This is a genomic window from Nocardiopsis sp. NPDC007018, assembly GCF_040635075.1.
In the GTDB taxonomy this organism is placed as follows: Bacteria; Actinomycetota; Actinomycetes; order Streptosporangiales; family Streptosporangiaceae; genus Nocardiopsis.
On sequence record NZ_JBEYHA010000030.1, the window covers coordinates 35696 to 58991 of the forward strand.

Here is a 23296-nt window from a genome sequence, read left to right on the forward strand (position 1 = left end):
AGTGAACCGATGAGGCACACCCATGACTGACGACGCCCAGGTCCTCGACTACCTCAAACGGGTCACGGCCGACCTCCGGCGCACCCGGGCCGAACTGAACCAGCTCCGGGAACGCGACAGCGAGCCCATCGCCGTGGTGGGCATGGGGTGCCGACTCCCCGGTGGGGTGAACGGCCCCGAGGAGCTCTGGGACCTGCTGGAGCGGGGGGACGACGCCATCGGCGACCTGCCCGACGACCGGGGCTGGGACGTCGAGGACATGCGCGGCCGCCCCGGTATGTCCACGGGCGGGGGGTTCCTGGAGGACGCGGCCGGGTTCGACGCCGCCTTCTTCGGGATCTCGCCCCGCGAGGCCGAGGCGATGGACCCCCAGCAGCGACTCATGCTGGAGGTGACCTGGGAGTCCCTCGAACGGGCGGGCATCGACCCCCACACCCTCGCCGAGACGCGCACGGGCGTCTTCACCGGGATCAGCACCACCGACTACGCCCGGACCACGACCTCGGGACGGGTGCCCATGCCGGAGGGCGTCGAGGGTTACCTGATGACCGGCACCGCCGCGAGCGTCGCCTCGGGGCGGATCGCCTACACGCTGGGACTGCGCGGGCCCGCGCTGACGGTGGACACCGCCTGTTCCTCCTCCCTGGCCTCCGTGCTGTTGGCCGTGCGCTCCCTGCGCCGGGGTGAGTGCGTGATGGCGCTGGCGGGCGGCGCGACCGTGATGTCGGGGCCCTCGCTCTTCGCCGAGTCGGCCAAGCAGGGCGCCCTCTCGCGGGACGGGCGCTGCAAGGCCTTCGGAGCCGGAGCCGACGGAACCGGGTTCGCGGAGGGCGCCGCCTCCCTGGTCCTGGAACGGCTGTCGGACGCCCGGCGCCACGGGCGCCCGGTCCTCGCGGTGATCCGGGGCGGCGCGATCAACCAGGACGGTGCCTCCAGCGGTCTGACCGCGCCCAACGGCCCCGCGCAGATCCGGGTGGTCCGCGCCGCGCTGGAGGACGCGGGCGTGGTCGCCGACGACATCGACGCGGTGGAGGCGCACGGCACCGGTACCGAGCTCGGCGACCCCATCGAGGCCGGAGCCCTCCTGGAGGTGTTCGGCTCCAGGTCCGCTCCCGACCCGCTGTGGTTGGGCTCGGTCAAGTCCAACCTGGGGCACACTCAGGGCGCTGCCGGTGCGGTCGGCATCGTGAAGATGGTGCTGGCCCTGAGCCGAGGACGGCTGCCCAGGACCTTGCACGCCGACCGCCCCACCCCCCTGGTGGACTGGGACTCGGGCAGGGTGCGCCCGATCTCCGAGGCCCGGGACTGGCCGCGCGGGGAGCGCGTGCGCCGAGCGGGGGTGTCGTCGTTCGGCATCAGCGGGACCAACGTCCACCTGGTTCTGGAGGAGGCCCCCGAGCCCGCCCCGGAGGAGGGAGCACTCGCCCCCGGCCAGGGCGACGGGTCCACCGCACCCCTGGTCGCGGGCCGTACCGCGTGGCTGCTGTCGGCCCGTGACGAACCCGCGCTCCGGGCACAGGCGCAACGCCTCGCCGACCACGCGGACACCCTGCTCGTGGACGCGCCGGGCGCGGGCCCCTCCGCGCACGACGTCGCACGGACCCTGGCCACCGAACGCGCCCGCTTCTCCCGGCGCGCCGTCGTCGTCGGAGGCTCCGCCGAGGCCCTCACCGGCGGACTCCGATCCCTGGCCGCGGGCGAGGAGGCGGACGGGACCGCCACCGGTACGGCGCGGCGGTCCGGACCCGCCGAGGGGCCGGTGTTCGTCTTCCCCGGCCAGGGCAGTCAGTGGTCGGGCATGGCCCGCGACCTGATGGCCGACTCCCCGGCCTTCGCTGCCTCCGTGGCCGAGTGCGAGGGAGCCCTGGCCCCCCTCGTCGACTGGTCGCTCTCGGCGGTCCTGCGCGAGGAACCCGGCGCTCCGGCCTTCACAGGCGAGAACGTGCGCCCCGACGTCGTCCAGCCCGTCCTGTGGGCGTTCCTGGTCTCGCTCGCCCGGCTCTGGCGTGCGGCCGGGGTCGAGCCCGCGGCGGTGGTCGGCCAGTCACAGGGGGAGGTGGCGGCCGCCTGTGTGGCCGGGGTCCTGTCCTTGGCGGACGGCGCCCGGGTGGTCGTCGCCCGCAGCCGCGCGCTGGCCCGGGTCGCGGGAGAGGGCGGTATCGCGGTGGTCGGGCTCAGCGCCGACCGCGCGGCCGCCCTGATCGCGGGCATGGAGGACCGCCTGGCGGTGGCGGGCGCCAACGGTCCCGAGACCTGCACGGTCGCCGGCTCCGTCGCCGCCGTGGACGCCTTCGTGGCGGCACGGGAGGCGGAGGGCACCTTCGTGCGGCGCATCCCCGTCGACTACACCTCGCACTGCTTCCTCATGGACCGGGTCGAGGACGAGATGCTCACCGAGCTGGCCGACCTCCGGCCCCGTGCGGGCACCGTGCCGTTCCACTCCACCGTCGCGCCCGCCACCACGTGGACGCCGGGATACGTACCGCCCACCGCGCCCGTGGACGGGACCACCCTGGACGCCGGGTACTGGTACCGGAACCTGCGCCATGGCGTGGTCCTCGAACCCGTCGTCCGCGCCCTGGCCCCGACCGGCATCCCGTTCGTCGAGGTCGGCGCGCACCCGGTGCTGTCGGTTCCCCTGCGCCAGACCCTGGACGCGGCGGGGGCCGACGACCGCCCCCTGGTCCACACCCTGCGCAGGGACCAGGACCCCCGCGACCGCTTCCTGACCGCGCTGGCCGAGGCCCACTGCCTGGGGATCGGCGTCGACTGGGCGAAGGTCCTGGGCGAGGGCGCGGGGAGGGTCCCGCTGCCGACCTACGCCTTCCAGCATCGGCGGTACTGGCTCACCGAACCCGTGCTCTCCGGCGACCCCTCCTCAGTGGGGCTGAACTCCGCCGACCATCCGCTGATCGGGGCCTGGACCCCCCTCGGCGGGACCGGGCAGACCCTCTTCACCGGGAGGCTCGACACCGAGGGCACCCCGTGGCTGACCGAACACGCGCTCTCCGGCCGGGCCCTCCTCCCGGGAGCCGCCACGGTCGAGCTGCTCCTGCGGGTCGGGCACCTGTGCGACCGGCCCGAGATCGCCGAACTCACCCTGAGCGCCCCCCTCGAACCCGACCCGGACGGCGGTGGAACCCCCGTCCAGGTCATCGTGGACGCCCCCGACCTGCGCGGCACCCGCGCGTTCCGGCTCCTGTCGGCCACCGCCGACGGCCGGGAGTGGACCGAGCACGCCCAGGGCCTCCTGGCTCCGGCCACCCGGACGCCCGCCCCGACCCCCGTTCCGCCCGGCCCGGGCGCGTCCGAGCTCGCGGTGGCGGGGGTCTACGAGCTCCTGGAGGCCCGGGGCGTCCGCTACGGGCCCTCGTTCCAGGGTCTGCGCACGGTGCGGGCCGAGGGCTCCCGCACGTGGGCCGAGGCGGGCCCCGCGACCCTGCCCGCCGACGCGGCCGCCATGACCGGCCCCCACCCGGTCCTGCTCGACGCGGGCCTGCAGTCCCTGCTCCTGCGTGAGGCGGACGAGGGGGAGAGCCCCCGGCTCCTCATGCCCTTCTCCTGGAACGGGGTGCGCGCGTACGGCCGACACGCCACCGACCGCGTGCGGGTCCAGCTCACCCGGACCGGACACGACACGTACGAGGTCCTGTGCACCGGCCCCGACGGGGCCCCGCTCCTGAGCGTCGACTCCCTCACGGTCAGGGAGGCGGCCGACACGTCTCGCCCGGACCGGGACGCGCTCTTCCACCTGGAATGGGAGGACGTCACCGGCCGGGGCGAGGCCGCGACTCCCGACCCCCGCACGTGGGTCGCGACCCCGGGCACGCCGCTGGACGACTGCCCCACGGAGGAGGGGGAGACGGCGCCCCCCGTGATCGTGCTCGGGTCGGACACCGCCGCGAGCGCCGATCCCGACCAGGCGCTCGCCCGGCTCTCGGGACTGGTGGCGTCCCTGCGCGACCGGATGGACGACGACCACTACTCCGCCACCCGGTTCGTGGTGCTCACCCGAGGCGCGGTGCGCCTACCGGGCGACGCCGACCCGCCCGCGGACCCGGCGGGGGCGGCACTGTGGGGACTCGTCGCCTCAGCGGAGACCGAGAACCCCGGCCGCTTCCTGCTCCTTGACGCCGACCGGGCCGACACGGGGCTGGTCGCCGAGGCGCTGCGCACGGAGGAGCCCCGGCTGGCGGCCCGGGAGGGGCGGCTCCACGCACCCCGCCTGGCCCGCAGCCGCTCGGAGGCCGATGACGGTGCCCTCCCGCCCGCGCGCAGTCCCGGCTGGCGCCTGGACGCCGACGGCCGGGGCATCGTCGGGGGACTCCGGCACCTCCCCGCGCCCGAACGGCCGCTGGCCCCCCACGAGGTGCGTGTGGCGGTCCGCGCCGCCGGGCTGAACTTCCGCGACGTGCTGATGACCGTGGGCATGTACCCGGAGCCGGGTGACATCGGCAACGAGGGTTCCGGCGTGGTGCTGGAGGCCGGGCACGACGCCGGGGGCCTGCGACCGGGTGACCGCGTCATGGGACTCTTCCCGGGCGCCTTCGGGCCCGTGGCGGTGGCCGACCACCGCTACCTGACCCGGGTCCCCGACAGCTGGGACCACGCACGGGCGGCCGCCGTCCCCGCCGTGTACCTGACCGCCTACCTCGCCCTCGTGGAGGAGGCCGGGCTGAGCGCGGGTGAGACCGTGCTGATCCACTCCGCCGCCGGTGGCGTGGGCCAGGCGGCCCTCGGCCTGGCCCACCACCTGGGCGCCCGGGTGCTCGCCACCGCCAGCCCCGGCAAGTGGGACCTGCTCCGAGCGGCCGGGCTGGGCGACGACGAGATCGCGCATTCGCGCGAGCCCGGGTTCGAGGAGCGGTTCCGGAACGCGGCGGGCAGCGTGGACGTCGTCCTCAACTCCCTCACGGGCGAGGCGATCCCGGCCTCCCTACGGCTGCTCGGCGAGGGCGGCAGGTTCGTGGAACTGGGCCGTAACGAACTGCTCGGGGCCGACGAGGTCCCCGACGGCGTCACCTACCGGGCCTTCAACGTCCTGGAGTCGGGGCCCGAACGCATCCAGCGGGCCTTCGCCGCGCTCGTACCCCTGCTCACGGACGGCACCCTGGACCAGGGGCCGCTGCACCGGTACCCGATCGAGGAGGCCGCGGAGGCGTTGCAGGTCATGCAGCGCGGCCACAACGTCGGCAAGACGGTGCTGGACCTGACCGGCCGTTTCCGGCCCGGCGGAACGGTGCTGATCACCGGCGCCAGCGGACAGCTCGGCAAGCTGGTCGCCCGCCACCTCGTGGTCCGGCACGGCGTGGACGACCTCCTCCTGGTCAGCCGTCAGGGCTCCCGCGCCCCGGGCACCGAGGCGCTCGTCGCCGAACTCACCGCCCTGGGCGCCCGCGTCCGGGTCGAGTCCTGCGACGTCGCCGACGCCGAGCGGTTGGGGGAGCTCCTGGCCGACACTCCGCTCACCGCCGTCGTGCACTCGGCCGCCGTGCTCGACGACGCCACCTTCACGGGTCTGACGGACGGCACCATGGCTCGGGTGATGGCGCCCAAGGCCGTCGGCGCCTGGAACCTGCACCGCCTGACCGAGCACCTCGACCTGGACGCGTTCGTCCTCTTCTCCTCGGCGGCCGCGGTGTTCGGCAGCGCGGGCCAGTCGGCGTACTCGGCCGCCAACGCCTACCTGGACGCCCTGGCCGCGTACCGCAGGGAGCGGGGCCTTCCGGCCCAGTCACTGGCCTGGGGCCGCTGGCTCACCGAGTCCGGGGACTCGGCGCAGATGAACCCGGTCAACGCGAACCGGATGTCCCGCACCTGGGGCGTCCAGGGGATCGACGAGAGCGAGGGGCGCGCCCTCCTGGACGCCGCGCTGTCGACCGACCGCGCCCACCTGGTGCCCTCACCGCTGGACCTGGTCGGACTCCGCACCCGCGCGGTCACCCGGGGGCACGTGCCCGCGCTGATGCGCGGGCTGGTCCGGGCCCCCGAGCGGACCGGGCCGGACACGGTGCCGTTGGGCTCGGTTCCCGCGGGCGCCGAGCGGCGGGAACTGCTCACCCGCCTGGTGCGCGAACGGGCGGCCGAGATCCTGGGCTCTTCGGAGTACGGCGCCGACCAGGAGTTCCCCGAGTCGGGGTTCGACTCGTTGACCGCCGTGGAACTGCGCAACCACCTCCAGTCGCTCACCGGGCTGCGCCTGCCCGCCACCCTGGTGTTCCAGCACGCCACACCCGTGGCCCTGGCACGGTTCCTCGACCGTGAGATGGGGCAGACCGCGCCCGAGCCGGAGCAGGGCTCCCGCCGCCCCGCCCCGGAGGGCCCGGGCGAACGGACCCCGGGCGCCACCGGAGTCAACGACAGCCTCGTCGGCCTCTTCCTGGACGCCTGCGTCCAGTACCGGCCCAGGGAGGCCATCGACCTGGCCCTGGCCGCCTCGCGTACGCGGGCGGTCTTCACCGGGGACTCGCCCGCCGCCACCACGGTCCTGGCCACCGGGCCCGAGGAACCGGTCCTGATCTGTCACCCGTCACTGGTCATGACCTCCGGTCCGCACGAGTTCGCCCGGTTCGCCAGCAGGTGGCAGGGACGACGACGCGTCGTCGCTCTGTCCGCGCCGGGCTACCTGGACGGCGAGGAGCTTCCCGCCGACCTGGACACCTTCGTACGGACCCAGGCGGACCAGGCGCTGGCCGCCGCCGACGGCCGCCCCTTCGTGCTGGTCGGCCGGTCCTCCGGAGGGTGGACCGCGCACGCCGTCGCGGAGGAGCTCGCGCGCCGGGGCACCCCGCCGGAGCGGGCGGTGCTGCTCGACACCGTCGTTCCCGGTGACGACGAACTCCTGCCGATGGTGACGGAGTTCGTCACCGACCGCGCCAACGAGTTCGAGCTCCTCGACACCGCCCGGCTGACCGCCATGGGCGCCTACCTCGACCTGTTCTCGCAGTGGCGCCCGTCCGACTGGCGGGGGAGGACCGTGCAGGTCAGGCCGACCGAGGCGGTGGTCACGGCGGACGGGGGCAAGCTGGGCCTGGGGTGGAGCTGGCCGACCGGGCACGAGCGGGTCGAGGTACCGGGCGACCACTTCACCATGATGGAGGAGTGGGCGCCGCACACCGCCGAGGCCGTCGGCCGCATCCTCTCCGAGCGGGACGCCGCGGAGTGAACCCGGGCGGGGCGGGCGCCCACCGGCGTCCGCCCCGCCCCCCCCGGCGGAACAACTCCGGCACTCCGGGCGTTGACCCGTCTGTGTGCCCGGGACGACCCGTTGGGTGCGCCCGGGACGCGTCCGCCGGTAGGGGCCCGCCCCGACCAGAACCGTGCCCGCCGGGAAAACCGGTTGCCAGCCCTCCTAACCTTGAGTACTGATGAGCACCACCACGCCCGCGCCCGCCACGGACCAGCTCCGTTCCCGGTTGCGCGACCTCATGCCCGCCGACCGGCACCGGCTGCGCCGCCGTATCGACGGTCTGGCCAGAATCAGCGACGAGCGCCGCCGTTCCTCGGTGACCGCACAGATCGCGGGTGACATCGACCGCGCCGAGCTCCGCGTGGCGGAGCGCCGCGAGGCCGTGCCCCAGCTCAGCTACCCCGAGGACCTGCCGGTCAGCGCCCGGCGCGAGGACATCGCCGAGGCCATCCGCGACCACCAGGTCGTCATCGTGGCCGGGGAGACCGGCTCGGGCAAGACCACCCAGCTGCCCAAGATCTGCCTTGAGCTGGGGCGCGGTGTCATGGGCACCGTGGGCCACACGCAGCCGCGACGGCTGGCCGCCCGCACGGTGGCCGAGCGCATCGCGGACGAGATCGGCACCCCGCTGGGCGAGACGGTCGGCTACAAGGTCCGGTTCACGGACTCCTCCAACGACAACACGCTGGTCAAGCTGATGACCGACGGCATCCTGCTCGCCGAGATCCAGCACGACCGCATGCTGCGGCAGTACGACACGCTCATCATCGACGAGGCGCACGAGCGCAGCCTCAACATCGACTTCCTGCTCGGCTACCTCAAACAGCTCCTGCCCAAACGGCCGGATCTGAAGGTCGTCATCACCTCCGCGACCATCGACCCCGAACGGTTCTCCCGCCACTTCGACGACGCCCCCATCGTCGAGGTCTCCGGGCGCACCTACCCGGTCGAGGTCCGCTACCGGCCGATCTCCGAGGACATCCTCGACCCCGAGGAGAGGAACCCCGGGCCCGGCACCGACAAGGACCAGACCCAGGCCATCCTGGACGCCGTCGACGAACTCTCCCGCGAGGAACCCGGAGACGTCCTCGTCTTCCTGAGCGGCGAGCGCGAGATCCGCGACACCGCCGAGGCGCTGGAGAAGAAGAAGATCCGCGGCCTGGAGGTGCTGCCCCTCTACGCGCGCCTGTCCGTGGCCGAGCAGAGGCGCGTGTGGTCCCGGCACGGCGGACGCCGCGTCGTCCTCGCCACCAACGTCGCCGAGACCTCGCTGACGGTCCCCGGCATCAAGTACGTGATCGACCCCGGCACCGCGCGCATCTCCCGCTACTCCCACCGCACCAAGGTGCAGCGCCTGCCCATCGAGGCGGTCTCGCAGGCCTCCGCGAACCAGCGCAAGGGCCGGTGCGGCCGCGTGTCCGAGGGCATCTGCATCCGGCTGTACTCCGAGGAGGACTTCCTCTCCCGCCCGGAGTACACCGACCCGGAGATCCTGCGCACCAACCTGGCCTCGGTCATCCTCCAGATGGCCGCCCTCGGCCTGGGCGACGTCGCGGCGTTCCCGTTCGTGGACGGGCCCGACCACCGGCAGATCAAGGACGGCGTCAACCTGCTGGCCGAGCTCGGAGCCCTCCAGCCCGAGCCCAAGGGCGAGCACAACCGGCAGCGCCGCCTCACCCCGATCGGCCGACGCCTCGCCCAGCTACCCATCGATCCCCGCCTGGGCCGGATGGTCCTGGAGGCCGAGAAGCGCGACTGCCTCGCCGAGGTCATGGTCATCACCTCCGCGCTGTCCATCCAGGACCCGCGCGAGCGGCCCACCGAGAAGCAGCAGCAGGCCCAGCAGGCGCACGCCCGGTTCACCGACAAGGAGTCGGACTTCCTCGCCTTCCTCAACCTGTGGAACCACCTGCGCGACAAGCAGCAGGAGCTGTCCGGCAACCAGTTCCGCCGGATGTGCCGCGAGGAGTTCCTCAACTACCTGCGGGTGCGCGAGTGGCAGGACATCCACGGCCAGCTCAAGCAGGTCCTGCGCACCATGGACATCGAGGTCCCGCCGCTGCGCGCCGAGGCCGCCGACCCCCGCGCCGTGCACATGTCCCTGCTGGCCGGGCTGCTCTCGCACGTCGGCCTCAAGGACCCGGACAAACACGAGTACCTCGGCGGGCGGGGCGCGCGGTTCGCGATCTTCCCCGGTTCGGCGCTGTTCAAGAAGCAGCCGCGCTTCGTGATGGTCGGCGAACTGGTCGAGACCTCCAAGCTGTGGGGGCGGATGGTCGCCCGGATCGAACCCGAGTGGGCCGAGGAGCTCGGCGCGGACATCGTCAAGCGGGGCTACAGCGAACCGCACTGGGAGCGCAGGCGGGGCGCCGTCATGGCCTTCGAACGGGTGACCCTCTACGGGGTGCCCATCGTCGTGCAGCGCAAGGTCTCCTACGGGGGGATCGACCCGGAGCTGTCCCGGGAGCTGTTCATCCGCCGCGCCCTGGTCGAGGGCGACTGGGAGACCCGCCACCAGTTCTTCCACGACAACCGGAAGCTTCTGGACGAGGTGGAGGACCTGGAGCACCGGGCCCGCCGCCGCGACATCGTCGTGGACGACGACACCCTGTTCGACTTCTACGACCGGCGCGTGGCGGACACCGCCGTCTCCGCCGCCCACTTCGACTCGTGGTGGAAGAAGACCCGGCGCACCGAGCCCGCGCTCCTCGACTTCACCCGCGAGGAGCTCATCAACGACGGTGTGGGCGCGGTCAGCGAGGACGACTACCCGGACGTGTGGCGCCAGGGCGCGTTCGTCTTCCCCCTCACCTACCAGTTCGAGCCGGGCAGCGACTCCGACGGCGTCACCGCGCACGTACCGGTGAAGTTCCTCAACCAGGTCGAGAACACCGGGTTCGACTGGCAGATCCCGGGCCTGCGCGACGAGCTCATCACCGCGATGATCCGTTCGCTGCCCAAGCCGCTGCGCCGCAACTTCGTGCCGGTCCCCGACAACGCGGCCCGCGCCCGGGGCGGGATCACCCCCTACGAGGGCTCGCTCCGCGAGGCGCTTGCGGCCGAACTCACCGTGATGGCCCACGGAGAACGCGTCCGCCCGGAGGACTTCCAGCTGGACCGGGTTCCGGACCACCTGCGCATCACCTTCCGCGCCGTCGACGACCGCAAGCGCACCCTGGCCGAGTCCAAGGACCTCGAACAGCTGCGGGCCAAACTCAAACCGCGCCTGCGCGAGGCGATCGCCACCGAGGCGAAGGGCGTGGAGAAGAAGGGCCTGACCTCCTGGGACTTCGGCCCGCTGGAGCAGACCCTCGAACGCAAGGCCCTGGGCCCCAAGGTCAAGGGCTACCCGGCCCTGGTCGACGAGGGCGAGAGCGTGGCGATCCGCATCTTCGACACCCGGCCCGAGCAGCGGGCGGCGATGCGCGCGGGCACCCGGCGCCTGCTCATGCTGACCATCCCGTCCCCGGCGACGGCGGTCAGCAAGGGGCTGAACAACCCCGACAAACTCGCCCTGGCGGACAACCCACACGGGTCGATCCGCAAGATGCTGGAGGACGCCGAGGCGGCCGCCGTCGACCACCTGCTCACGCGCGAAGGCGGGCCGGTGTGGAACGGTGACGACTTCGCCCGGCTCGCCGACCGGGTGCGCGCCGACCTCGGAGACACCCTCGCCGAGATCCTGGGGAGGACCGCGCGCGTGCTCGTGCTGTGGCGCAAGGTGTCGAAGAAGGTCAAGGGCACCACGTCGCTCGCGGTGCTGCCGTCCCTCAACGATGTGCAGGGGCAGCTCGGCGACCTCGTCGGTCCGGGGTTCGTCACGCGTGCGGGGCTGGCACGGCTGGACGACGTGCACCGCTACCTGCGCGGCGTCGAACACCGGTTGGGCAAGCTCCCCGAGAACCCTCGCCGCGACCAGGTCAACATGTCCAAGGTCGAACAGATGCGCCAGGCCGTCGCGAAGGTCCGCGGGGCCCTGCCCGCGGGGCGGGCCGACGACCCGGACGTGGTCGAGCTGGGCTGGATGCTGGAGGAGTACCGGGTCAGCCTCTTCGCGCAGGAGCTGCGCACCGCCTACCCGGTTTCGGACAAGCGCATCATGAAGGCGGTCGAGGCCGTCAGGGAGGCGGGCAGACGCTCCTAGGTCGTGTTCTGTGGATCATTCCGCGCTCGCGTGGCCAGGCTGCCTCTCGCTGCGCCGATGAAGCTCGGACAGCCAAACCCGGGCTGACCGTCGCTCATCGTCTTGCGAGAGATGGCCTGGCGGCCGCTCGCGGGGCTGGCGGCTCCGCCGCCAGAAGGCGAAAGCATCCACAGAACACGCCCTAGGTCGTCGGGGCGGTCCCGCCGTCACGGGGCCGCCCCCTCCGCTACCAGGGGCCGCTACCAGGGGCCGGTACCGGCGGTGGCGCGCCTGCCCTCCCTGGCCCCGAAGTAGTCGCCGCCCTTGCGCAGCGCGTCGTCGGTGCCCCAGGACTCCTCGGCGCCGACCCGGCGCAGGTGCGGGATGTGCTTGCGGCAGTGGATGTAGGCCTCCTCGACCTGCACCATCATCCACATCTGTGTGCGCTGCCCCGGCACCTGCGGCAGCGGTAGGCCGGGAACGTGGGGGCGCAGGGTCTCGTCCTCCATGATCTTCACGCGCCCGTTGACGTGCAGCCCGATCCGCTCCCGCTCGAAGTCGAGGAACATCAGCCCGATGTGCGGGTTCTCCAGGATGTTGCCCGCGCTGGCGAACACCCCGTTGCCCCGGTACTCGGGGTAGACCAGGGTGCGGTCGTCGACGACGTGCACGAAACCGGGAGGGCCCGCTCGGAAGCTGGAGTCGCACTCGCCCCGGGCGTCGGACGTCGCCACGAACACCATCTCCTGGCGGGCGACGAAGTCCCGCATGAGCGGGTTGAGGTGGTCGAGCATCTGGTCGCGGTAGAAGCGGTCGGCCCGGTCGGTGGTGCCCAGGACCGCCTGTACGTGGCGTTCCCCCTCGGTGCCGGGGGTGCGGTTCTGATGGCTGTGAGTCATGAACGGTGGCTTTCGACGGGGTGAGGGACGGCAGGCAGGGGAGGCGGGTGTCAGGCCCGCCGGAACGCGTGGGGGGCGGCCGACGGAGCCGGGGCGCGGGTGGGGGCGGGCTCCGGAGCCGGAGCCGGAGCGGGGCCCGGGGCTTGGTCGGCCCCGGCCATCATGTTCGCGGTGACCCACTGGTAGACGAGGACCCAGGCCGAACTCATGGAGGACGACCAGGTGGGGGAGACCTCGCTGACGGCGCGGACCAGGGCGCGGCCGACGTGCGGGTAGTGCTCGGGTAGCACGCCCAGCTCCACACGGTGCTGGCGGCCCAGGCGCCGGAGGTAGTGGGCGACGTCGTCGGGGGTGTCGAGGTGGCGCACCACGGACAACAGGGCGTCCGCCATGCGCTGCTGCTGGGGCTTGATGTCCTCGGAGAACATGCTCCTCACCTCGGGGACCATCGAGAAGAGGTTCTCGTAGAAGGACCGGGCCAGACGTGTGGAGCCCTCGGGGATGTCCACGCAGGACTGGCGGACCAGCTCGATGGTCTCCTTGTCGGGCAACGGCACTTCGGACAGTCGGCGAAGGGTCAATTCGGGTCCAGACGTCGGGTGAGCGGGGAACCACGGTCCGCGAGTGCGCGTGGACGCGCCGCTCGCGGTCACCGAGGGGGATGAGGACCTGCGGTGGGGTGGTCCTTCCGTGGGGGCGCGACGGACGCGTACGGGGAGCCCCGGGAGCCGCCCGACCGATCGGGACCACCGTCGGTACGGACAGCCGAATCCGGTGGTCGCGAACAGGGCGGGTGCGAGGGAGACGGCCCTGAATCTCCCATCTCGGCCTGTTGAGGAGGAACTGTAACAGAAAGGCTACGCACGTCACCGTTTTCTCTGTGTGACCGGTGGGTAGCGGGGCGGTTCCGGAGGCGATCGCGCGCGTCCTTCCCCGCTGACGGCGGGAGCGGTAGCATTCCGGCCGTGGTCCGGACCACGGCCCATCCCGAGGCGACGGAAACGAGGCTCACGGTGGACACACCACGACGGCTCCTGCTCGTGGGGACCTACACCCCCGACTCCGACCCGCCCGGCAAGGGCGAGGGCGTCCACCGGGTGTGGTTCGACCCCGAGAGCGGGGAGCTGAGCGCCGACGGCGTCGCCGCGCGCACCACCGGCCCCTCGTTCCTGGCCTTCCGACCCGACCCGCCCACGGTGTACGCGGTCAACGAGAGGGCCCGGGGAACCCTCACCGCCTTCCGCGTGCGCGGCGACACCACCCTCACCGAGATCGGCTCCGTACCCACGGGCGGCGGTTCGCCCTGCCACGTCCGCTACCTGGGCCCCGAACGCGTCGCGGTGGCCAACTACGCCAACGGCGTGGTCGCGATCCAGCCCACCACGGAGGACGGCTCCCCCTCCGGGCCCGCCCGCGAACTCGCGCACCGGGGCCGCGGCCCGGTCGCCGACCGCCAGGACGGCCCCCACGCGCACAGCACCGCGGTGCTCCTGGACACGCACGACCCCCGTCTCCGGTACCTGGTCGCCGCCGATCTCGGCACCGACGAACTGCGCGTCCACCACTACGCCACACCGCTCACCGAGGAGAACCAGGGCCCGGTGCCCGCCTATGACGAGGGCCTGCTCGGCACCGTCCGCCTTCCGTCCGGCACGGGCCCCCGACACATGGCGGTCAACGGCGCGTACGTCTACGTCGCGGGGGAACTGGACTCGCGCGTGCACACCGTGCGCTGGAACCCCCGCAACGGCACCGGCGAGCACCTCGGGTCGGTGCCCGCCCTCGGCGCGCGCACCGCAGCCGTCACCGGAGCCAACCACCCGGCCGAGATCGCGCTCCACCGGCTCAGGGTCGAGGGTCGGGAGATCGCCGACGGCGACGCCCTGCCCATGACCACCGGCTACGAGGGGCGCGTGTACGTCTCCAACCGGGGCGCGGACACCGTCTCGACCTTCGCCGTCCGCGACGAGGGCGCCCGTCTGGAACACCTGGCCGACACCCCCGTCGGCGCCTGGCCGCGCCACTTCGCCGTGGTGCGCGGCCACGGCGGGCAGCCCGACCACCTGGTCGTGGCCGCCCAGAACGGGGACTCCCTGATGTCGCTGCGCGTCGACCCGGACACCGGAATCCCCGAGGACACCGGCCACCGGGTCGACGTCCCCGTCCCCGTCTGCGTGCTCCCCGTCCCCATCAAACGCATCCAGCGCGCCGAGGCCGCCCAGGCCTGACCGGTCGGAGCACGCCCCCGTTCCTGGGCGAACTCCTACAAGAGTCGTGCCCGGCTTCTGTGCCCCCCGCCCCGTGCCGCGGGGCTCCGCATATCGGACAATGGACGGTGATCCACTCCCGACTCCTCCCCGAGGGGGACCACGCATGCCCACCACCGTGACGGCCCACGTCCGCTACCGGGGCCTCACCGCACGGGACCTCGCGCTCGTCGCCGTGTTCGCCGCGCTCATCGCCGCGCTCAGCGTCACCGTCGCCATCCCCATCGGCCCGGTGCCCATCACCCTCCAGACGCTGGGCATCATGCTCGCGCCCAGCCTGCTCGGGTGGAAGCGCGGCTGCCTGGCCATCGCCGCCTTCCTCGCGCTCGGGCTCGCCGGGCTGCCCCTCTTCGCGGGCGGTCGGGGCGGACTGTCGGTGCTGGCCGGTCCCACGGGCGGCTTCATCGTGAGCTGGATCTTCGCGGGCCTCGTGATCGGTCTCCTCACCGACCGCATGGTCGCGCGGGGGCGCTACGTGTTCTGGCGGGGCCTCGCCGCCAACGTGCTGGGCGGCGTCGTCGTCATCTACGCCATCGGAGTTCCCTGGATGGCCGTGGTGCTCGGAGACGGAGTCCTCGCCGGCGCCCTGTCCATGGCGGCCTTCCTACCCGGTGACCTCCTCAAGGCCGTGGCCACCGCGTCGATCGCGAGCGCAGTGTTCCGCGCCTACCCGATCCCCCCGGCGGGCCGCCCGGTCGTCGACGACCGGGTCCCCGAGGAGAACGGCTGATGCTCCGCCTCGAAGGGGTCTCGCACTCCTACGACGACCGCGCGGTGCTCCGGGAGATCGACCTCGAACTCCCGGAGCACCGCATCGGCGTGATCGGGGCCAACGGTTCCGGCAAGTCGACCCTGGCCCGCACCCTCAACGGCCTGGTGCTGCCGGACCGGGGCCGGGTGTCGCTGGGGGAGTGGGACACCCGGCGGCACGCCCGGCAGGTCCGGCGCCGGGTCGGCTTCGTCTTCTCCGACGCCGCGCACCAGATCATCATGCCGACGGTCGCGGAGGACGTGGAGATCGGACTCCGCTCCCAGCGGCTGGGCAGGGCCGAGACGGCGCGGCGCGTGGACGAGGTCCTGGACCGGTACGGCCTGGCCGACCACCGCGACCACCCGGGCCACCTGCTCTCCGGAGGGCAGAAACAGCTCCTCGCGCTGGCGTCGGTCCTGGTGACCGGCCCCGAGGTCCTGGTGTGCGACGAACCCACCACCCTGCTCGACCTGCGCAACACCCGTATGGTCCACCGCACCCTGGCCGGGCTCGACCAGCAGGTCGTGCTCTTCACCCACGACCTGGACCTGCTGCCCGACTTCGACCGGGTCCTGGTCATGGCCGGGGGGCGGGTGGCCTTCGACGGAGGCCCCGAGGACGCGGTGACGTTCTACACCAAGCTCATGGACGAGGAGGACGGGGCCGCGTGAGCGCGATCGGCCTCTACGTCCCCGGTTCCGGCCCGCTGCACCGGGTGCCCGCCGGACCCAAACTCCTGGGCCTGCTGGTGGCCGGTACGGCGCTGGTGGTCGCCGGGAACGCGTGGGTGTCCCTGGGCACCCTGGCGGTGAGCCTGGTCCTGTACCCGCTGGTCGGGCTGCGGCCCCGGCGGGCCCTCGCGGTGGTGCGCGCCCTCTGGCCCTTCCTGCTCGCCATCGGCGCCTTCCAGGCCCTGTTCGGGGCATGGGAGGAGGGCGTGCGGCTGTGCGCCCAGCTCTCCGCACTGGTCCTGCTGGCCAACGCCGTCACCCTCACGACGCGCGTGCGGGAGATGCTGGACCTCTTCGAGCGCCTGGCCCGGCCGCTGCGCCACGTGGGAGCCGACCCGGACCGGATCGCGCTGGTGCTCGCCCTAACCGTCCGGTCGATCCCGATGGTCGCCGCCGCCTGGCGCGCGGCCCGCGAGGGGTACCGCGCCCGGGGCCTGTCCGGCCGCCCCCACCTGCTGGTGGTTCCCGTGATCGTCCAGCTCCTCCGGATGGCCGACGCCACCGGAGAGGCGCTCGTGGCCCGGGGGATCGACGAGGACACCCGAGCACGGTCCGGGTGACCCCCGCCGAGGCCGCCCGGAGCGGTGCCCGCCCCGGGCCCGAACACGGCGATACGGGGCCACGGCGGTGCGCGGACCGGTTCCGACCAGCACGTTGTGTCAAGGTGGGAGCACGACGGCTCCGTACGAGAGCGCGGGTCCACCACAGGGGAGACGACGGACGCCATGGACGGCTACGGGGCGCAACTCGGGTTGGTTCTGGCCCTGGTCCTGGTCAACGCGGTGTTCTCGGGCAGTGAGATCGCTCTGATCACGCTGCGTGAGAGCCAGGTCCGGCGGCTGGCCGGACGAGGGGCCGGTGGGCGGGCCGTGGCCCGTCTCGCGCGAGACCCCAACCGCTACCTCGCGACCATCCAGATCGGCATCACCCTCGCCGGGTTCCTGGCCTCCGCGGCCGCCGCAGTGTCCCTCGCGGGCCCGCTCGTGGAACCACTCGGATTCCTGGGCTCCGCGGCCGGACCCGTGTCGGTCGTGCTCGTCACGGTCGCCCTGACCTTCGTCACCCTCGTTCTGGGCGAGCTCGCGCCCAAACGGGTCGCCATGCAGCGCGCGGAGACGTGGGCACTGGCCGTGTCACGTCCGCTCGACCTGATGGCGACCCTGTCCCGTCCGGTCGTGTGGTTGCTCAGCGCGTCCACCAACCTCCTGGTGCGGATGACCGGCGGCGACCCCGCGGCCGCCCGGGAGGAGGTCTCGGAGGAGGAGCTGCGCGACATGCTCGCCTCGCAGCGCGACATCACGCAGGAACAGCGCACCATCATCACGGGCGCGTTCGAGATCGACGACCGGCGTCTGCGCGAGGTGGTGGTGCCGCGCGGTGAGGTGTTCTCCATCCCGGAGGAGACTCCCGCCGCCGACGCGGTGCGGATGCTCGCCGACCACGGGCACTCGCGGGCTCCGATCGTGTCGGGGGCGGGGCTGGACCAGGTACTGGGCGTGGTGCACTGGTCCGACCTGGTGCGGGGCTCGGGGAGCCTGCGGGAGGTCGCCCGGGAGCCGATGCTGCTCCCCGACTCGCTCGTGGTGTCCCAGGCCCTCCAGAGGATGACCGCGGAGCGGGCCCAGCTCGCCGTGGTCGTCAACGAGACGGGCTGGATCGAGGGGATCGTCAGCCTGGAGGACCTCCTGGAGGAGATCGTCGGGGAGATCTACGACGAGACCGACACCGACGTCCGCGCGGCGCGGTGGCACGAGGACGGGTCGATGACGCTGCCGGGCACCTACCCGGTGCACGACCTGGCCGACCTCGGTCTGGAGACGACCGCCCCGCCGGAGGGCGACTACGTCACCGTGGCCGGGATGATCCTGGCCGTCCTGGAGCACATTCCACGTGAGCCGGGGGAGCGGGTGGACTTCGGAGGATGGACGGCGGAGGTGGCCGAGGCCGACGGGAGGGCCATCACCGAGGTCCGGGCCCTGCCCGCGGCCGGGGGAGCCGGGGAGGAGCCGCGCACACGGCCGCCCGGGGGCCCGGAGCCCGTCTGAGGGGCCCGTGGCACGCCGGGCGGCGCGGATGGCCGGAACCGGCCAGTGTCCCGCGGCGGCCCTGTCGGAACGCTCCGAGGGCGCACCGGGGACGGATCAGTCGAGGGGACCTCCCGCGACGTACAAGATCTGCCCGGACACGAATCCGGCGTCCTCGCCGGTGAAGAACGCGACGGCGTTGGCGATGTCCTCCGGGTACCCGACCCGCTGTACCGGGATCTCCGCCTGCTTGAAGGCCTTCATGTCGTCGTAGGCGACACCGATCCGTTCGGCGGTGGCGCGGGTCATCGCGGTCTCGACGAACCCGGGGGCGACGGCGTTGCAGGTGACGCCGAACTTCCCGAGCTCGATGGCGAGCGTCTTGGTGAAGCCCTGGAGACCGGCCTTGGCGGCCGAGTAGTTGGCCTGGCCGCGGTTGCCGAGCGCGGACGAGCTGGACAGGTTCACGATCCGCCCCCACCCCGCGGACGTCATGTGCGCCTGGGCGGCCCGGCTCATCAGGAAGGAGCCGCGCAGGTGGACGCCGAGGACGGTGTCCCAGTCGTCGGCGGACATGCGGAACAGCAGGTTGTCGCGGAGCACGCCCGCGTTGTTGACCAGGATGGCGGGCGGTCCGAGGCGCTCGGCGACGGTGTCGACGGCCGACGCGACCTGGTCCTCGTCGGCAACGTCACAGGCCACGGCGACGGCGGTCCCGCCGTCGGCGGTGATCCGGTCCACGACCTCACCGGCCTCGGAGGCGTCGAGGTCCAGTACGGCGACGGCGCGGCCCTCCCGGGCCAGGCGCTCGGCGGTCGCGGCGCCGATACCGCGTGCCGCTCCGGTCACGATCGCCACACGAGGCGTTGGGGACATGGTGTTACCTCCGTTGTTCGCGTGCTGGGCGCGGGGGAATCCTATCCACGTGCCTACCGGTCGGTACGTCCCCGGGGGGCGCTTGGGAGGCACTTGTGAAACGCTCGGGTAACGCTTCCGCGACAGCCCGCCGATACCTCCCACCTGCGCACCGGTAAACCTTCCCGGTTCGTGTCCGCGTTTGCCTGCACTTTGCCGGGGGGTGCCTTACGATTGCGTGCAGCGCCGAGATGCACGTGCATTCGGGACGTGCACCGGCACGAGCCTTCCTTTCGTCGGCGGCCCGGCGCGCGAGCGTCAGTGAGGAGTTGAAGGGCATGGAGTGTGCGGAGGCGGTGGCCAAGCCGACCGGTGCCTGGTGGCTCAAGGTCCTGACCCACGGTTCGCGGCGCTGGAACACCCCGGTCTGCGGCGACCGCCACGACGCCGTCACGTGGACCTTCGAGTCCCGTCCCCGGGCCGTCGCCGCCGCCCGGGAGATTTCCGCGGCCCTGCTCCTCGAATGGCGCATGGAGTACTTGTCCGGCGATGTGGGGGTCGTTGTTTCCGAATTGGTCACGAATGCGGTACGGCACGGAGGCCCGCTGGCCTTGACCAGGCAGGGCCAGGCCGGTATTCAGCTGTCCCTCATGCGTAGCGGCGGTGAATTCATCTGCGCCGTTCGCGACGGCGGAGATCGACTGCCCCGTAGAAGGGAAGCGGAGCCGAGCATGGAGGGCGGCAGAGGGCTTGCCCTGGTGAGCGCTTTCGCGCGAGAGTGGGGTGTGATTCCCACACCGCCCGGCGGAAAGTTCGTTTGGGCGCAATTCGTGTGAGTGGGCGACCCGGGTCACGTTCTCGGGCGCCGGCCGCCGGGGCGGGTTCCGCGGGAGCCCATCCAGCGGTCCGACGGGTCGCGGCATCGGGCCGCGACCGGCTCGCGGTTGCTCGGGAGCGCGCGCTATATCGTGTACGTGTAGTGTCCGGACCGCCCGGCAAAGGGGTGCGGCCGACCCGATACCCTTGTTCGGAGAATGACAGAGAGGCGGCGAAGGTGGATATCGCTCAATTGCGTCAGGGGAGTGGACCCACCGTGCGTCGCATGCTCCTCGGGCACCAGCTGCGCAAGCACCGTGAGCGCAGCGGTCTCACGCGTGAGGCCGCGGGCGAGAAGATTCGTGCCTCGGCCTCCAAGATCAGCCGCATGGAACTCGGCCGGGTCGGATTCAAGACCCGCGATATCGAGGACCTCCTGAAGTTGTACGGGGTCACGGACCGCAAGCTCCTCAAGCAATTCCGCGAACTGGCGGCCGAATCCAACAAGCCTGGTTGGTGGAAGGAGTACGGCGACGCCCTCCACAAGTGGTTCATCCGCTACGTGGGCTTCGAGGAGGCCGCCGACCAGATCCGGATCTACGAGTCCCAGTTCGTCCCCGGCCTGCTGCAGACCGAGGAGTACGCCCGCGAGATCATCTCCGGCGGTGTCGACACCGACGTGGTGACCGAGCAGCGCATTCAGGCCAGACTCACCAGACAGAAGCATCTGGAGGCCGGGAAGAAGATGTGGATCATCCTCGACGAGGCGGCCGTGCGCCGTCCGATCGGGGGCCGGGAGCGCGGTCCGGCGATCATGGGCGGCCAGCTCCGCCACCTGATCCACCTCTGTGAGAACCACGAGAACGTCACCCTCCAGATCATCCCCTTCGAGGTGGGCGCGCACGCGGCGGAGGCCGGTTCCTTCACCCTGCTGCGCTACTCCGAGTTCGAGCTCTCCGACATCGTCTACCTCGAACAGCTCACCGACGGCGAGATCATCGACAAGCCCGCCACCGTGGAGGCCTACACCAAGGCCATGACGCGGCTGAGCGTTTCCGCCGCCACTCCCGACGAGACCCTCTCCCTGCTCAGGGACATGCTCAAGGACCTCGAAGGCAGCTGATCCCCCGCAGGCTCCGTGACCTGGGCGACCCGCCCCTCCGGTCCGCGCACGTATGAAGGGCTCCGTCCGGCATGGACGGAGCCCTTCGGCGTCGCACGGGCCCCTGAGGCCTGGGAGAGAGCAGGGGGCAGGCATACCAGGCCGTGGTCGGCGCACCGCCCCGGGGCGCGCCGTTCAGGGGCCGGGGAACACGTCCTAGCTGAGCAGGTTGTCGAAGTCGCCGTCCTTGGCACCCAGGATGAGGCAGTCGATCTCCTCCTGGGTGTAGACCAGGGCCGGTCCGGTCGGGAAGCGCGAGTTGCGCAGGGCGATCGAACCGTCGGTGAGGCGGGCCATCTCGACGCAGGCGCCTTGCGAGTTGCTGCGCTTGGCCTTCTGCCAGGCGGCCTCGGTCAGCTCGGTCGCGCGGATGCCGTTGTGTGCGGTCATGTTCCAGTAGCTCCTTGGTCCGTCTGAGGGGATGTGCGTGCCGATGCACTGCCAGATGCACGTGCATTGGCACTGACACTCTCCCGAGCATAGCGTGACCATCGCCACTTGTCCGGGCGTTTGTGAGGATGTAAGCGCCATGTAATCGGGACGCTTCTCCGGAGCTGATTCGGACCTGTTCCATCCCAGGTCAGGTGGGTGATGGCAGGGAGAAACCGTCGCTGGAACGGGAACCCGGTCCCGAATGCGCTGTAGTACCGAAGGCCCCGCCGTGGGAACGGCGGGGCCTTCTCAAAGGGGGTGGCGCGTGTGTCAGTCGCAGGTGAGCGCTTCCGACAGCGCGTCGAGGTTGCCGCGCATGATCGACGGGTAGTCGTCGCCGGGAGAGCGCTCGGTGACGCCCTCCAGCGGGTCGAGTACCTCGACACGGGCCCCGGTCTCGGCCGCGATGGTGTCGGCGGTGGCCGCGGGCATCAGGGGTTCGGTGAAGATCGTCGAGATGTCGCGGTCCCGCACGATGTCGGTGATCGCCGCGATCTGCGCGGGGGAGGGTTCGGTGTCGGGGTCCACACCGCTCACTCCGATCTGCTCCAGGTCGTACCGCTCGGTCAGGTAGCTGAAGGCGGTGTGGCCCACGACCACCTCGCGGTGTTCGCAGGAGCCCAGGCCCGCCTCGTACTCCTCGCCGATGCCGGAGAGTTCGCCGATGACGCGCTCGGCCCCCTCCTGGTAGCGGTCGGCGCCGTCCGGGTCGACCTCGCCCATACGCTCCGCCAGGGCCGAGGCGGCCTCCTGCATGAGGTCCACGTCGAGCCAGAAGTGCGGGTCGAGGTCGCCGTGGTCGTGCCCGTCGTCCTCGCCGTGCTCCTCGTCCCCGTGGTCGTGCCCGTCCCCACTGTGGTCGTGCCTGTCGTCCTCGGCGTGGCCGCCCCCTTCTCCGGCCGGGTGGAGCTCGACGACGTCGGCCACGTCCAGCGCGGCGTCGGCCGCCTCCTGGCCGACGGCCTCGTCGACGGCGGGCTGGAGCCCACCGACGTAGAAGGCGATGTCGGCCTCGCTGACCTGTGCGATCTGTCGTCCGGTCAGCTCCAGGTCGTGCGGTTCCGTGCCCGGTTCTGTGAGCTGCACGACGGCCACGTCTTCACCGCCGATCTCGCGGGCCAGCCACTCCAGGGGGTACACGCCGGTGACGACGGTCAGGGCCGCGTCGGCGGGGGCGACCCCCTCGCCGGAGTTGTCCTCTCCTCCGGCCGCGCAACCGGTGGCGATCATCAGTGTGGTGGCGCCGAGGGCGGCGGCTCGCGCGATGGGAGTTCTCATGGAGCCATCATCGGGAAAATGAAAACGGTTGTCAATTTGCCAGCTTTGTCGGGAAGCTCACGACCTGCCCGAACCCGCTCAGGTGGACTCGGCGAACCGCTCCACATCGTCCGTGCGCCCCGCCACCACGATCACGTCGCCCTTGTGTAGGACGGTCTCCTGGGTGGCGTAGGTGAAGGACGCCCCCACCCGCTTCACCGACACCACCGTGATCCCGTACTGCTGGCGCACCCGGGTCTCCCTCAGGGTCCGACCGAGCAGCGACTTCGGCGCCCGGGTCTTGCCCAGCGCGAAACCGGCGTCCAACACCACGTAGTCCAGCATCCGCCCCGAGAGCAGGTGCGCCACCCGCTCGCCCATGTCGTGTTCGGGCAGCACCACGTGGTCGGCGCCGACCTGCTCCAGGATGCGTTTGTGCCTGCGGTTGGTCGCCTTCGCCCAGATCGAGGGAACCCCGAGGTCCACCAGCAGGGAGGTGGCGAGGATGCTCTCCTCCAGGTGGCTGCCGATCGCCACCACGGCCCGCGCGTACTGCGCGGCGCCGATCTGCCGCAGGGCCTCCTCGTCGGTGACGTCGGCGACCACCGTGTGGGTGAGCGCGTCGGCGTAGGTCTGCACCATCCTGGGGTTGGAGTCCAGGCCCAGCACCTCCCAGCCCCGGTTGACCAGTTCCAAAGCGAGCGAGCTCCCGAAGCGGCCGAGGCCGATCACGAGCACGCGTTTGTCGTCGTTCCTGTCGCGGTGCGGCATGGTTCTCTCCTCTGGGGAA

At 72.1% G+C, this 23296-nt stretch carries 15 protein-coding genes; 9 read left to right on the top strand and 6 right to left on the bottom strand.

All coding sequences use genetic code 11. The features are described 5' to 3' along the window. Positions 1-22 precede the first annotated feature (22 nt). Both ABZ635_RS17405 and hrpA read left to right on the top strand, forming a co-directional pair. The gene (locus ABZ635_RS17405; protein WP_357765830.1) at positions 23-7165 is read left to right on the top strand and encodes an SDR family NAD(P)-dependent oxidoreductase; all 7143 of its coding nucleotides are present in this window, start codon (positions 23-25) and stop codon (positions 7163-7165) included. Positions 7166-7367: 202 nt separating this feature from the next. After that, complete coding sequence (gene hrpA, locus ABZ635_RS17410) at positions 7368-11333, top strand: ATP-dependent RNA helicase HrpA (protein WP_357765833.1); 3966 nt, start codon at positions 7368-7370, stop codon at positions 11331-11333. A 239-nt stretch (positions 11334-11572) separates the two neighbouring features. Here the strand turns inward: hrpA and ABZ635_RS17415 are convergent, their stop codons facing one another. Together ABZ635_RS17415 and ABZ635_RS17420 are read right to left on the bottom strand one after the other, a co-directional pair. After that, positions 11573-12211: a pyridoxamine 5'-phosphate oxidase family protein gene (locus ABZ635_RS17415; protein ID WP_357765836.1), complete on the bottom strand. Its 639-nt coding sequence runs from the start codon at positions 12209-12211 to the stop codon at positions 11573-11575. 50 nt (positions 12212-12261) lie between these two features. Continuing rightward, positions 12262-12792: a globin domain-containing protein gene (locus ABZ635_RS17420; RefSeq protein WP_357765839.1), complete on the bottom strand. Its 531-nt coding sequence runs from the start codon at positions 12790-12792 to the stop codon at positions 12262-12264. Positions 12793-13224: 432 nt separating this feature from the next. On the opposite strand from ABZ635_RS17420, the gene ABZ635_RS17425 reads away from it, so the two are divergent. From ABZ635_RS17425 to ABZ635_RS17445, 5 genes are all read left to right on the top strand, one after another. Continuing rightward, positions 13225-14439: a lactonase family protein gene (locus ABZ635_RS17425; protein WP_357765842.1), complete on the top strand. Its 1215-nt coding sequence runs from the start codon at positions 13225-13227 to the stop codon at positions 14437-14439. Between the two features lie 145 nt (positions 14440-14584). Next, complete coding sequence (locus tag ABZ635_RS17430; RefSeq protein WP_357765843.1) at positions 14585-15208, top strand: biotin transporter BioY; 624 nt, start codon at positions 14585-14587, stop codon at positions 15206-15208. Further along, complete coding sequence (locus ABZ635_RS17435; protein ID WP_357765846.1) at positions 15208-15900, top strand: ABC transporter ATP-binding protein; 693 nt, start codon at positions 15208-15210, stop codon at positions 15898-15900. The genes ABZ635_RS17430 and ABZ635_RS17435 overlap by 1 nt, the downstream gene beginning before the upstream one ends. Next, positions 15897-16520, top strand: a complete 624-nt coding sequence (locus tag ABZ635_RS17440; protein WP_357765848.1) for an energy-coupling factor transporter transmembrane protein EcfT — start codon at positions 15897-15899, stop codon at positions 16518-16520. Before ABZ635_RS17435 ends, ABZ635_RS17440 begins: the two co-directional genes overlap by 4 nt. 165 nt (positions 16521-16685) lie before the next feature. Continuing rightward, on the top strand, positions 16686-18005 hold the full coding sequence (locus tag ABZ635_RS17445) for a hemolysin family protein (RefSeq protein ID WP_357765877.1): 1320 nt from the start codon (positions 16686-16688) through the stop codon (positions 18003-18005). Between the two features lie 96 nt (positions 18006-18101). Here ABZ635_RS17445 and ABZ635_RS17450 read toward each other — a convergent pair whose 3' ends face one another. Further along, positions 18102-18860: an SDR family NAD(P)-dependent oxidoreductase gene (locus tag ABZ635_RS17450; RefSeq protein ID WP_357765851.1), complete on the bottom strand. Its 759-nt coding sequence runs from the start codon at positions 18858-18860 to the stop codon at positions 18102-18104. Positions 18861-19177: 317 nt separating this feature from the next. Here ABZ635_RS17450 and ABZ635_RS17455 point away from each other — a divergent pair, with 317 nt between their 5' ends. Beyond that, positions 19178-19675: an ATP-binding protein gene (locus ABZ635_RS17455; protein ID WP_357765854.1), complete on the top strand. Its 498-nt coding sequence runs from the start codon at positions 19178-19180 to the stop codon at positions 19673-19675. Positions 19676-19941: 266 nt separating this feature from the next. Beyond that, entirely contained in the window at positions 19942-20778 is an 837-nt protein-coding gene (locus tag ABZ635_RS17460) for a helix-turn-helix transcriptional regulator (RefSeq protein ID WP_357765857.1), read from the top strand. A gap of 195 nt (positions 20779-20973) precedes the next feature. On the opposite strand, the gene ABZ635_RS17465 is transcribed toward ABZ635_RS17460, so the two are convergent. The 3 genes from ABZ635_RS17465 to ABZ635_RS17475 all read right to left on the bottom strand — a co-directional run bounded on the left by ABZ635_RS17465 (position 20974) and on the right by ABZ635_RS17475 (position 23277). Then, positions 20974-21207: a DUF397 domain-containing protein gene (locus ABZ635_RS17465; protein ID WP_357765859.1), complete on the bottom strand. Its 234-nt coding sequence runs from the start codon at positions 21205-21207 to the stop codon at positions 20974-20976. Between the two features lie 312 nt (positions 21208-21519). Continuing rightward, positions 21520-22527, bottom strand: a complete 1008-nt coding sequence (locus tag ABZ635_RS17470; protein WP_357765863.1) for a metal ABC transporter substrate-binding protein — start codon at positions 22525-22527, stop codon at positions 21520-21522. A 78-nt stretch (positions 22528-22605) separates the two neighbouring features. Next, positions 22606-23277 (bottom strand): TrkA family potassium uptake protein, encoded by a 672-nt coding sequence (locus ABZ635_RS17475; RefSeq protein WP_357765866.1) that lies wholly within the window; start codon positions 23275-23277, stop codon positions 22606-22608. Positions 23278-23296 lie beyond the last annotated feature (19 nt).